General features: G+C 28.3%; 6 protein-coding genes. All 6 read left to right on the top strand.

Annotation, left to right across the window (positions count from 1 at the left end):
• Positions 1-729 (top strand): amidohydrolase family protein (locus tag HUJ77_RS12865; protein WP_291709242.1); only part of this gene is annotated, 729 nt, incomplete at its 5' end.
• Between the two features lie 35 nt (positions 730-764).
• A complete protein-coding gene (locus HUJ77_RS12860; protein WP_291709240.1) occupies positions 765-2483 on the top strand; it encodes a hypothetical protein in 1719 nt (572 codons plus the stop codon).
• A gap of 54 nt (positions 2484-2537) precedes the next feature.
• The gene (gene xdh, locus HUJ77_RS12855; protein WP_291709239.1) at positions 2538-5096 is read left to right on the top strand and encodes a selenium-dependent xanthine dehydrogenase; all 2559 of its coding nucleotides are present in this window, start codon (positions 2538-2540) and stop codon (positions 5094-5096) included.
• A gap of 148 nt (positions 5097-5244) precedes the next feature.
• Entirely contained in the window at positions 5245-6156 is a 912-nt protein-coding gene (locus HUJ77_RS12850; RefSeq protein ID WP_291709236.1) for a lysylphosphatidylglycerol synthase domain-containing protein, read from the top strand.
• Between the two features lie 366 nt (positions 6157-6522).
• A complete protein-coding gene (locus HUJ77_RS12845) occupies positions 6523-12489 on the top strand; it encodes a M60 family metallopeptidase (RefSeq protein WP_291709234.1) in 5967 nt (1988 codons plus the stop codon).
• Positions 12490-12551: 62 nt separating this feature from the next.
• A partial coding sequence (locus HUJ77_RS12840) for an immunoglobulin-like domain-containing protein (RefSeq protein WP_291709233.1) occupies positions 12552-15061 on the top strand: 2510 nt, incomplete at its 3' end.

The following is a 15061-nucleotide window of genomic DNA, read 5'->3' as shown; positions in this document are numbered from 1 at the left end:
ACTTTAAGTGATAATACTTTAGAAAAATGTGTACAAGAAATAAGTGGATTAAATTCAGGATTCCATATACATGTAGCTGAGGGTATTAAAGATTTAGAAGACTCACTAAAACATAGTGGCAAAAGAGTTGTTGAGAGACTAAATGATTTTGGAATTCTTGGAGAAAAAACTTTAGCTATTCATTGTGTTCATATTAATAATAAAGAAATGGATATTTTAAAAGCTACAAATACAAGTGTAGTTAATAATCCTGAATCTAATATGGGAAATGCAGTAGGATGTTCACCAGTTTTAGAAATGCTTAATAAGGGAATTAGAGTAGGTATGGGAACAGACGGATATACAAGTGATATCTTTGAATCAATGAAGGTTTTCCCTATAATACAAAGACATAATAATTGTAATCCTAGTGTTGCATTTAATGAAACCTTTAAAATGTTATTTGACAATAATAGAAATATTGTAAATAGATACTTTAAAAAGGAAATTGGAATTTTAAAAGAAGGAGCATATGGGGACGTAATTATAGTAGATTACAATCCATTAACACCTATGAATTCAGATAATTTATTTGGACATATGCTATTTGGGTTTACAGGCAGATCTGTTATTACAACTATAATAAATGGAAAAGTTATAATGAAGGATAGGGAATTAATTAATATAGATGAAGAAAAAATATTTAACACATCAAGAATTCTTGCAAGCAAGTTATGGAGTCAAATGTAATAGATAGAAATTATATATTAGAGGGTGGAGATAAAATGAGCGATGTAATGAAAGTAATATCTTTTGAAAAACTTTTAGAGATAACTCTTAAGGATTATTATACAAAGGGCAAGATATTTGGAATAGAAGAAAAAGACTTCTATAGAGATATTGATAATAGTATAGAAATGAATTTTTGCAATGAATATTTAAGATTTCCAGTAGGGCCAGCAGCAGGACCACATACACAGTTAGCACAAAATTTTGTAGCTGGTTATTTAACAGGCTGTAGATATTTTGAGCCAAAAACTGTTCAGGTAGTAGATGGAAAAGATATGCAAGAAATGATAGAAAGACCATGTATAGATGCTAAAAATGTTGGATACAATGTTGAATGGTCTACAGAGCTAACTGTTAAAGAAGCAAAAGAGGAATACATCAAAGCTTCAATTTTATTACAAGTTATAGGAATAGAGCTTGGTTTATCAGATGTAAAGGATTTTATATTTAATATTAGTGTAGGCTATGATTTAGATGGAATACAATCAGATAAAATATCTAATTTTATTGATGATTTAAAGGATTGTAAAGATACTGATATATATAAAGACTGTATAGAGATTTTAAAGAATAATATAAAAAGCTTTAAAAGATTTAAGCTAGAAGACATAGATAAAATTTCATCAAAAATTACTAATATAATTACTCTTTCTACTATGCATGGATGTAAGGCAAGTGAAATTTTAGATATAGCAACTCATTTAATAGAAAATAAAAAAATAAATATGTTATTAAAATGCAATTCTACATTATTAGGATATAGCAATGTAAGAAAAATATTAGATGATTTAGGATATGAAGATATAGAATTAAATCCAGAGGATTTTGGAAATGATCTAAAATTTGATGTTGCTAAAGAAATAATATCAAAATTATTAAAAGTGGCTAAAGATAATAATTTAATTTTTGGTGTTAAATTAACCAATACCCTTCCAGTAATAAATAATAAAAATATTATGCCTGGTAATGCAATGTATATGTCTGGAAAGCCACTTTATCCTATAGCTATAAATGTAGCTAAAATAATAGCTTCTGAATTTAAAGATATAATAATATCTATGTCAGGTGGGATAGATAAAAATAATGTATTAGATGTTTTCGCTACAGGAATTACTCCTATTACTATAGCAACATTATATTTAAAACCAAAGGGATATATAAATAATAATGCTGTCTTAAATGAAATGAAAAAGTTAGGAGAAGCTCCTAAGAAATTGGATTTAGACAGGCTTAATATACTAGCTTATAAAGCAAAAACAGACAGTAATTATAAGAATAAGGGAAACGGTAAAGTTATAGAAGATAAACTAGAAACCTTTGATTGCTTAAAAAGCTGTGGAATATGTGTAGATGTATGTCCTAATAGAGCTAATATGAAGGTTAAGGTTCAAGAACTTTCAGCTGATTATCAAATAATTCATATTGAAAAAAATTGTAATGAGTGTGGCAATTGTCATATGTTCTGTCCTAAGGGTGGATATCCATATTTAAAGAAAACAACTATTTATTATGATTTAGAAGAATATAATAATTCTAGTAATACTGGTTTCTTAAGAGTTGGAGAAAATAAATTATTACTAAGAGATAATGATAAAAATTATATATATCAAGTTAATTCAAAGGTTGATAAAAGCAATTTAGAGACTACCTCTGAAGCATTTATAAATGATTATTCTTATTATTTTGAAGAGGTAATGGAATTAAATAAGAATTAGTTAATGAAGGATAATATAAGAATTAAATATTCATAATTAGGAGGAGCAATATAGATGTATAGTTTTAAGCTCAACGGAAGAGAAATAAATTTAGAAAATGATATGCCATTACTTGACTACTTAAGAGATATAGAAAAATTAACTTCTGTAAAAAATGGATGTGCAGAAGGAGCTTGTGGAGCTTGCATGGTATTAATAGATGGGATAGCTCAAAGAGCATGTCTTCAAAAGATAATCAAGCTAGAAAATAAAGAAGTAGTAACAGTTGAAGGAATAAGTGAAAGAGAAAGAGATGTTTTTGCATATGCCTTTGGGAAATGCGGAGCTGTTCAATGTGGATTTTGTATTCCTGGAATGGTTATTAGTGCTAAGGGACTTTTGGATAAAAATTTAAATCCAACTGAAGAGGAAATAAAAAATGCTTTAAAGGGCAATATATGTAGATGTACAGGCTATGTTAAAATAATACAAGCTATAAAATTAGTAGCAAAATTATTAAGAGATAATAAAGAAGTTCCAAAAGTATACTGTAAGGGATTAGTTGGTGAAAACCTACCTAGGATAGATGCTGAAATAAAGACTTTAGGAGTAGGTAAATATGCTGATGATTTGTATTTTGATGGGATGCTTTATGGAGCAGCTTTAAGAACAAAATATCCTAGAGCCATAATAAAAGATATAGATACAACCAAAGCAAAGAATTTAGAAGGAGTATATGCTGTTTTAACTGCTAAAGATATTCCTGGTGATAGATATATAGGACATTTAGTACAAGACTGGCCAGCTTTAATTGATATTGGTGAAACTACAAGATATTTAGGGGACGCTTTAGCTTTAGTTGCAGCAAAGGATAAAAAGACATTAAAAGAAGCATTAAGTCTTATAGAAGTAGATTACGAAGAACTAACACCTTTAACTAGTCCTAAAATGGCAATGGAAGAAGGTGCAGGAAATATACATCCAAATGGAAATATATTAAGTAGACAAGCATTAAAAAGAGGAAATGCAGAAGAAGCTATAAGAAATTCAAAATATGTTGTTACTGAAAAATATAGTACTCCTCCAACTGAACATGCATTTTTAGAGCCTGAATCTGCATTAGCAAATTATGAAGATGGAATCTTAACAGTTTATACTGGGGGACAAGGTATCTATGATGAATTAAGAGAAATAGGAAAATTATTAAATTTAGATAAAGATAAGCTTAGAATTAAAAGTATGCTAGTAGGTGGAGGCTTTGGCGGCAAAGAGGATATGAGCGTTCAGCACCATGCAGCTTTACTAACATATTACACAAAAATGCCAGTTAAAGTAACTTTAAGTAGAAAAGAAAGTATTATAATTCATCCAAAGAGACATGCAATGGAAATGGAATTTACAACTGCTTGTGATGAAAATGGAATATTAACAGGAATGATAGCTAAATTAGTTTCTGATACAGGTGCTTATGCATCCTTAGGTGGACCAGTTCTACAAAGAGCATGCACTCATGCTGCAGGACCATATAATTATCAAAATGTAGATATAGAAGGTATAGCAGTGTATACTAATAATCCTCCAGCTGGAGCTTTTAGAGGTTTTGGTGTTACTCAATCCTCCTTTGCAAATGAATCTAATATCAATAAGCTTGCTGAATTAGTTGGTATTTCTCCATGGGAATTTAGATATAGAAACGCAATTAGACCAGGACAAGTATTACCTAATGGACAAATAGCAGATAAAGGTACAGCTTTGGTAGAAACTTTAGAAGCGGTAAAAGAAACTTATTATAGTAATAAGCATGTTGGTATTGCTTGTGCATTTAAAAATGCTGGACTGGGAGTAGGAATTCCTGATACTGGTAGATGTAGAATAGTAATTAAAGATGGAAAAGCTGTTATAAGAACTTCTGCAGCTTGTATAGGACAAGGAGTTGGAACAATAGCAACACAAATTCTTTGTGAAACTACTGGATTAAATCCTTACTATGTTCATTTTGATAATCCAGATACTTTTACAACTCCAAATTCAGGAACTACAACGGCATCAAGACAAACTGTATTTACAGGTGAAGCAACAAGATTAGCTGCATTAGAATTAAAAGAAGCTCTAGATAATAATTCTTTAGAGGAATTAGAAGGTAAAGAATTCTTTGCTGAATTTTGTCCGAAAACAGATCCTATGGGAAGTGAAAAAGAGAATCCAGTCAGTCATGTTGCTTATGGATATGCAACACAAGTAGTGGTTTTAGACGATAATGGTAAAGTAACAAAAGTTGTTGCAGCTCATGATGTTGGAAGAGCAATTAATCCTATATCCGTAGAAGGACAAATTGAAGGCGGAGTTGTAATGGGACTTGGTTATGCATTAACAGAAGATTATCCATTAAATAATAGTATTCCTCTTGCTAAGTTTGGTACTTTAGGTTTATTTAGATCAATTTCTATACCGGAAATTGAATCTATTTTAATAGAAAAAAATAAAGAAGATTTAGCATATGGAGCTAAAGGTGTAGGGGAAATAGTAGTAGTACCAGTTGCACCTGCAATGCAAGGAGCATATTATAAGCTAGATGGTAAATTTAGAACTAAACTTCCTCTTGAAAATACATTTTATAGAAAAGCTAAAAAGTAAATCTCAAGGGTAGCCTAAAACTTTATGGCTATCCTTATCATTTTCTTTATAAATTATATATAAAATAGTAATAAGTGAAAAATTTTGTATTTATATAAAATTTGATATATACTAATAAAGGTTAAATAAATAATTAGGGAGATTTTAAATGTTAGTTAAGGTTGATAATAAAGTGAGATTATGGATTAAGATAGTACTGATACTTTCTATCTTCACCATAATTCTTTTTCAGTTTAGTAAAATACTTTCAGATTTTGATATAAATACTTTTTATATATATAGGGACAAGCTTTCCTTAATAAGGTTAAGTTTTATTGCGATTTTAGGCATAATATCTTATTTACCATTGTCATTATATGATTTTATTATAAAAGATACTTGTAAAATATCATTAGATAATAAGAGCCTTTATAAATCAGCATGGATAGCAAGTTCAATATCAAGTATAGTTGGATTTGGAGGGACTGCTGCAATAGCCTTAAAGAGTTATTTTTATTCACCTTATATTAAGGATAAGGCAGTTTTAGTTAAAGAAATTTCAAAGATGGTATTATTAAATTTTACTGGGTTTTCTACAATTTGCTTTATATATTCAATTTCTAACATTAGAAGTTTTAATAAATTTGAATTTATAAATATAGGTATATTGTTAGCAGGCTTATATGCACCAGTTCTTATATTATTTAATCTAATTAGGTTAAGGAATTATAGAAAGAGAGAAAGTGCAATTAAAACTATTAAAGTTATGATGCTTTCCATATGTGAATGGTTTGCAATGGCAATGCTATTATTTTTAATACTTAAGCTATTAGGGGCATCACTTCCTTTATCTAAAATATTTCCAATTTATGTTGTATCTTCAGCTATAGGACTTATAAGTATGATGCCTGGTGGAATTGGCGGATTTGATATAACCTTTATTATTGGAGTTTCATCCATAGGGATAAATAAAGAAGAGGCTTTACTAGCTTTAGTTTTATATCGTATAAGTTATTATATAATTCCTTTAACAGTTGGATTATTTATATTTTTGTATGAAAAAAAGAAGAAAATTAATTGAATATAAGATTTAAGTATATTTGAATAGCCATAGCGTAATGCTATGGCTATTTTATATGTGTCTAAACTGGTCATGTACTTCTAGATGAAAGTCAAATATTGGGTAAAAATTCATAAACATTAGATTTAACATAAAGTAGTGGATTTTTTAATAAATAAGTGAAATCATTAATAAAAATAGAATTGAAAAAAATATTGATTAAAATGTATAAATATAGTATAGTTTACGTGTGTATAAAGTAAAGTTATTGTGTTTACTTTTAATATTCTTTTTTGTTTTGGATTTAAAAAGTTTAACTAATTAAATTAAAAGAAGAATAGAACTCATAAAAATTGATAAATTTGTAATATACAAAGGAGGTAAAATATGAACAGAAGAAAGATTTCGGCTATGTTAGCTGTAGCTTTAATAACAAGTCAAGTACAAAATATAACATTTGCAGAAACTCTTAATAATAATGAAAAAGTAGAAATTGTAAATGAATTTAACTCTGGCAATATAGAAAATGCTAATTTAGAAGATAATTNTGAAGAAAAAGAAAATTATGAAGAAAAAGAAAATTCTGATGAAAAAGAAGATGACGAAAAAAGTGAAAATACCAAAGAGTTAAATAATGCTATTGACAACACAGATAAAGATAAATTTATTAATGAATCACAATCTGAAGGTCAAAATAAAATTGTTGGTAAATTAGAATTAGATATAAATTTTTCTACACCGATAAAAGTTGCTAATGCTGATAAAACAGATATAAGTGTTAAATTAACTAATAAAGAAGATGGTAATAGTTATACTGTCAATTTAGGTAGTGATGTTAGTGAAGGAAATGTAGATGGTACAAATATATCATATTCATTAGAAGCTTTAGATTATAATAGAGGACGATTATCAGAAAATGATACTGATTTAAATTTTTACCATTTAACCTTTGAAAATGTTGATTTAGGAGTATATTCATTAGAAATATCTGGTGCTGGATATAAAACTGTATCTATTGATGATATAGAAATTAAAAATACATCTAAAAGAGTATTATTAGGAACAGCTGATAATACTATTGTTTTAGATGATAAAGGAACAGAAGATAAATCTGATGATATAGTTGAAGAATATTCAGGATCATTTCTAGTTGGTGATGTGAATTCAGATGGCGTAATTAATGAAGATGATTATAATGAGATGAAGTCTAAAATAACATCAAGAAGTGATGAAAGCAAATATGATTTAAATAGAGATGGAAAAGTAGATATAACTGATTTGACTTATGTTCACAGCAATATGAACAAAACTCAACAGGATGCTGTAATAATAAATACAGATATTATAATAAATCCTAATTTAGTTAAAGCTGAAGCAGCAGAAGGAACCGTTGTAGAAAGTGGACATAACATTAAAAATATATTAGAAGATAACGGTGTAAATGTAATTTTAAAAAATGAACAAGATACAGAAATAAGTGAAACAAATCCTATTTCAATTGGCTTGAATTTAGAAGGAAATTCTGACTCAGAAAATAAAGTAGAGCAGATAGTTATAAAGGCTCCAACTAGTAATGCACCAACATCTGGTAGTGTTGTAATTGGAGGTGAGGTTTTTAATTTTAATGAAACAAACATGAGAACTGTAGGTTTTTCATCACGTACTACGGAAGAAGCTATAGTTATAAATTTAGGAAAGCAAGTAGCTGTAAGTGAAATTAAAATAAACATTACTGGAAGTAGAAGCAATAAAAATTTAACTGAAATAACTAAAGTAGAATTCCTAAATAATGTTTATAAGGAAATTCCTAAGCCTAAGTTAAATATACCAGTTATAAATAATTTCACTAGTGCAACTCAAGTTGGAAATGAATTTATGAAAATATCTTGGGAGCATGAAAATAACGTAACTGGATATGAAGTAAAAATTGAAAATTTAAGTAATAACTCTATTAATTTATATAAAACAAGTCAAAACTTCTTAAAAGTAGAAAATGTAGAGGCATATGGAATTTATAGAATTAGTATTCAATCCTTATCAGGAGATTGGAAAAGTGGATATAAAGATGAACAAGAAGGATATAATCCAAATACAGTAGGAAATACTAACTTAACAAATAATTCAAATGATAAAGATGGAAAACCTGATAATGTAGATTCAAATTATATCCCTAAAGCTTGGGATTCTATTTCAGGAAAACTTAGTGAAAGTGCACAAGGAGATAGCAATTTTGGTAAGGATTCTATAATAGAGGTTCAAGTAATACCAGAAACAGCACCAGAAGGACCAGAAGGAATTAAAATAGAAGGTGGTTATAAACAACTTAAAGTATCATGGAAGTCTCATAAAAAGGCGAAAGATTATGATTTATATTATAGAGAAGTTGGAACTAAGGCATGGATAAAGGCAAATGATCCAGATTCTTCATATGTTGATAGCGAAGAGGACGATATTCCTACAGGAGTTATAAATTTAAAGCCTGAAGAAAAAACAGATGCAGATGAATTAATAAAAGGTACGTCTTATACTATAACAGGATTAAAAGATACAACTTACTATGAAATAATGATGACAGCTACTAATCATCATGGAACAGGTGGTTTATCACAAAAATATATAGGATCTACTACTAAATTAATAGCTCCTATAACAACTAATTACAAACTTATAAATACTCCAAATGACAGTATAAATCATATTGAAAATATTGAGTATATGGGAGTAATAGATAAAAATTATGAACTAGATAATAATTTAGCTGTTTCAGATAATGATTATACTACAGCTTGGACATGGAACAATTGGGATGCGTCAGCTTATGGTAAAAATGGGCCAATAGTAACTTTAGATGATGAATATACTATTGATACTATAAAGGTAATAACAAGATTAGATATAGTGTCACAACCATATCGTGGTAATATAGGATTTATTAATGAAGAGACTGGTAAATGGGAGTATAGAGACGTAAATGTAAGCTTAACAGATAAAAATAAAGTTGCAACATTAAAATTATCAGAGCCTATAAAAGCTAGAAAGATACAAGTAAACTTATCTGTATATCCTGGTGTAGGTTCAGGAAAAGTTAGTATATCTGAAATTAAATTCTATAAATATGATAGTTTAGAAAATGACGTAGATAATTTATTTGCAGATGAATTAAAATTAACTTTAAAAGAAGATGTAACTTATGAAATGGTAGAAAATCTTATAAATAGAGCAAACACAATAGATCCGATAAATCTTGAATATCATGGAAATCAAAGCCAAATATTAAAAGATTTACAAAGAGCAAAAGATCTATTAAATGACATCAATTTAAATGATAAAATACTAACTTTAGATCCAACAATTCATAATATAGGGTCTCAAAATAAAATAGGACAGTCAAATCATTATCAATCACTTGGAATTGCAGTTAAGCCGGGAGATAAGGTTAATATCTATATTAGTAGTACAAGAAAAGATACAACTTTTGACTTAGCACTAACTCAATTTAATGCTGAAAGTGGTACGGCATATAAAGTTATAAATCAATTAACTGTAGGAAAGAATGAAATAGAAATTCCGGAAACTGGGTTTGACATGAACTATGAAAAAGGTGGAAATTTATATATAGCATTTAATAAAAATTTTGCTGATAATAATGTTTTTAAAGTAAGAGTAAGTGGTGGAGTAGAAATACCACATTTAAATGTAAATAGTATTATAGATGATGCGTCTAAAGAAACAGAAGTTAAAGAGTCAATCAGAAGTTATATTAAAGAATTAAAAAACTATGTAAATTATTTACCTAATAGATATCCAGAGAGTGCGGACATAAATGATAATACAAATAATATATATGCATATGATCCACAAACTTCTATATTGAATGCAACAGAAATAGAAGGGAAAAGAATTACTCTTAGCCTTGCAGCTGATCAAGTTTTAAGAGGATTACAAGATGGATTAACTGGAGACGAAGATGCACAAGTAGATAGATTATATAACACACTGCTTGCCTGGGAACAATTAATGAAGATTTCTTATACTCAACAGGGGTTACTTGAAGAGGCAATAGATTTTGATGGAGATGGAAAAATAACAAATACATCATTAAATATCCTTGGAGGAAAGAGTGAAAATCAATATTACTCACAAAACATGGCACCTAAAAATCGTATTAATATTAAATATCAAAGAATGTTTACAGGAGCATTTATGTATGCCTCATCTCATCACGTAGGAATTGGCTACAACTCTATTGCAGGATGTATGACAGGTATACCATATAATTTCGATTCAAATGGTAATTTAATTAATTCAGCCGATGGTTCATTATTTGGATGGGGTATTAATCACGAAATAGGACATGTACACGATGTAAAAGGATTAACTTATGCAGAGACAACAAACAACATTTTAGCCCTTATAACTCAAACATTTAATGATATTAATAAATCTAGAATTGAAAATGCTGATATGTACTTAAAAGCATATGAAAAAGTAACATCTAATAGCGTAGGTTTAGCTAGTGATGTATTCACTAGACTAGCAATGTTCTGGCAACTACATTTAGCATATGATAATGATAATACTTATAAGATGTTAGAACTTAATACAGATAATAATTTAGATAATGATACATTCTATGCTAAATTATATAGAGCTACTAGAGTTAATGGTATAGCTACTTCAGAAGTTGGGCATGATTCTACAGCTCAAACATTTATTATGAGATCTTCAGATGCTGTAGGAAAAGACTTGAGAGAGTTCTTTGAAAAATGGGGATTAGTTGCTAGTCCAAAGACAAATGAATACCTAAACTCTAAAAACTATCCAAAGGAAACTAGAGCTATATACTATTTAAATGATGAAGCTAGAAGACTTCAATTAGCAGCTGGAAGTAATACTGATTCATTAACAATGTCATCAAATGTAAAAGTAAATGCAAGTTTTGGATTAGATGAATTAGGCAATAATATTACAGAGGGAAGTTATCTAAATCAAAATAAGATACCACTAATTTTAAGTGTAACTAATGATTCAGATAAGATTTTAGGCTATGAAATAATAAGAAAAGCAGCAACATCAACGGGAACAGAAGAATCTGTTGTTGGATTTATTGAAAGAGACAAAGTAGGCAAGAATGGGTTAACAAGCTATACGGATATAGTAGATGTTCTAAACAATAGAACATTCGAATATAAAGTTAGAGCTTATGACTATAATTTAAATGTTACAGGTGTAACTACAATTGGAACTGTAAAAGTAAATCATGATGGAAGTATAGCTAAGAATAATTGGGTCTTTGATACAAATACAAGAAGCTTAGAAGATGCTTCAGATGAACATACTGGACATGGACAAGTTCAAAATGGAAGTATTAAAAAGATAAATGATAATGATGCATCAACGATTTATACTGCATCAAAGACAACTGACAATAATGGAAATGTTGTTTCAGGAGATCCTTATGTAACTATAGATTTAGGAGATTCTAAAACAGTTGTTGGATTAAAATATAATCCAGGACAATCTACAACTAAGAAATTCTCCTTAAAGAATTTCTTTAGCAGAACTTCAGATGATACACATTCACCAATAACTAATTATGAAGTTCTTGTAAGTAATGATGGAAAGTCTTGGACTAAAGCACATTCAGGTAAATTTGATATAAGTAAAGAAAATACAATTTACTTTAACGAAGCTGGAAATAGTTTGAATACTCAATTATGGGCATATAATGCAAAATATGTAAAGCTAGTAGCTAAAGGAGCAACAACTATTTCAATTGCTGAACTTGATATTTTAGGACCAACAGGAGATAACATTGAAATAGGTATAGATAATGGAGATAAAATTTACAAAAATGGAATAGGTATACTAAAATCAGATTATACCTATACAGATGGAAAGACTATACCAAAAGGTTCAATAATAATTAATGGTGAGTATAAGGGAGATCCTGCCTTTAATATACCTTTAGTATTAAATGAAAATAATGACAATCTTGCATTAAAGGCAAATGTAATATTACTAGCTGAATTACCAGATAATGCAGAACTTGGTGAAGTAGCAGAGGGAAGCTGGATATATTGGATAACACCAGAAGATCAAAAGAATGGAAACATAGAAGGTACAAAAGTGAAAGCAGAACTTTACAGATATAATAAGTTAGATTCTGCAGGATCACCAGTTGGACAAAGATTAGTAAGTGATACTTTCTTATATGATTTACCAGCAAATTTAGAGGATTTACCTGAAATAGAGTTAAATACATCTAAAACCATGAGATCATCTGACAACTTAACAAATGTTACAGAAATAAATAGTGAACTAATTAAAAAAGTATTTGAAAATAGAAAATAAATTAAAGGTGCATATCTCGTTTTAGAGATAGCACCTATAATAGATAGAAAGGAGAAGAACAAATGAATAAGAAAAAAATAAACTCATCTTTAAAAGGTGCCTTAGGATTTACAATAGCTACAACATCAGTAGCAGCTATAATATATTGTGCACCTAAAGTTATAAAAACAGTGGCATATGAAAATAATTCAGATAAGTTCATACTAGATGTGAAGAATTTAGACGAAGATACCATAAAAGTATCATTAGATAACATTGAAGATATACCAAAATCCCTTCAATTTAGTATAAAACTTGATGGAATTGTTCCTAAAAAAATTCAATCTGGAAATATTGCAATAAAAGACTTAATAAATATAGATAATTCAAATAATATAATAACTGATTATATATATAATGAAAATAATAATACTATAGATGTACTAATAACATCAGAAACTGGTATAGTTAAAAATGGAAATAAAGTTGAAGTTTTTGAATTAGATATAGAAAAAGACGCAAATAATTCTACAAGAAACTATACTGTTTTACCTACAGAAAATTATGAATATAAATATGTGAATAATACTAATAAAGAATTTTCTAAAGCTGTAGAGGTATCAAATGAAGAATTATCAATTAATACAGCTCCAAGTATTCAAAAGAAGAATAATGATTACATGGAAATTAATGTAGGAGAAACAATTAATTTAACAAATGTTGAATTAAGCAAATATATAACAGCTGAAGATATAGATCAAGATGATATTACATTAGAAGTTAAGAATGTAGATGGTAATATTATAAAAGAGTTTAAGTCAACTATAGCAGGAATATATGATTTATATGTTACTGCAAAAGATAATTTTGGTGGAGAATCTGAAACTTTAAATATACAAGTTAAAGTTAAAGAAATAGAACAAAATCCAATTATAACAAAAAATGGAGAAGAACTTAAAGATATTACTATAAATGCTGGAGAAGCATTTAATATAATGGATAGAATAAAAGCAGTAGATGCTTTAGGAAATCCTATAAATGTTGCAGTTTCTTCAGATAAGGAACTTAACTTAGATCCTCTTCAAGATGTAGTATATACTATAACTTATACTGCTATTGATAGTAGCAATAGAATAACAGAAAAAAGTATTAAATTGACAGTTAAAGCTAATAATGCACCTATAATACTAGGGGTTAAAAATCATACTATAAAAGTAGGGGATGAATTTGATCCAAGTAAAGATGTGGAAGTAATAGATGAAGACAACGATATAGATTTAGTTGTTGATAGTAATGTAAATACAAGAATACCAGGAGTATATAAGGTTATATATACTGCTACTGATAGTGGTAATAAAACGGCAAGAGTTGAAAGTATAGTTACAGTAAATCCTAAAACAGTGAATTTAAATAGTATTCCTGTTATAAATGCAAATGATGTAGTATTACAATTAGGTGAATCATTTAATAGCTTAGAAGGAGTAACAGCAACAGATAAAGAAGATGGTGAAATAAATAATATAGAAGTTGTAAGTAATAATGTTGATGTAAATGTAGCAGGAGAATATCAAGTTACATATATGGCTAAAGATAGTAATGGAGCAATTTCTACAAAGACAATTACTGTAATAGTAAATGAACCACCACAAATAATAGCTGTAGATAAAGACATATTATTAGGCGAGAAATTTGATGAATTAGCTGGAATTAAAGCTACAGATAAAGAAGATGGAGATATAACTGAAAAAATTGAAGTTATAGAAAATAACGTAAATATAAATAAAGAAGGAAGTTATCAAGTTAAATACTGTATAACAGATAGTCTTGGAGGAAAGGCTACAAAGACAGTTACTGTTACAGTTAAAAAGAATATTGTTTTAGCAGAAAGTATTTCTATAGACAATAAAATCAGTAATTTATATGTTGGAAGTAGTAAGACATTAAGTGCAACTATAGATGAAAAAGCAGATATAAGAGATATAGAATGGACAACTAGTGATGAAGAAATTGCATCAATAAAGGTTGTAGGAAATGATGTTATAGTAACAGCTAAAAAAGAAGGACAAGTGACTATAACAGCAAAAACTAAAGATGGAAGTAACAAATCAGATGAAGTAACTATAGATATTAGTAATTATAAAGATTCTATACAAGACTTTATAACAAATATTATAGATACTAATGTAGTTATTCCTGTATTAGGAGATGCTACATTAGATTCTCCATTAGAAATGGAAGTTCAAAATGCTTCAGTAGAAAAATGTGATGAATTCATTGAAAAATTGAAAAAGGTATCTCCTGTACTAATAGAAAAGTATGAAGAATCTAATTCTATAGTATATAAAATAAAAGTAAAGAATAAATCAATAATATCTAGATTTGCTAACTTATTCAAAACATCAACATCAGATGAAGGATATATAATTTTAAAAATAGATAAAAATCTAGATAATAGCAATTATTTTACACTTAAGTTAGATAAGATTTTAATGGATGGAAATACACAAGAAGATACAAGTGATGCAGACACAGATAATTCAGGAGATACAAGTAATCCAGACACAGAAAATTCAGGAGATACAAGTAATCCAGA

This window comes from Clostridium sp. (assembly GCF_021443865.1).
GTDB lineage: Bacteria > Bacillota > Clostridia > Clostridiales > Clostridiaceae > Clostridium.
Note: the sequence above shows the minus strand (reverse complement) of the source record. Positions and strands in the feature narration are given on the sequence as shown.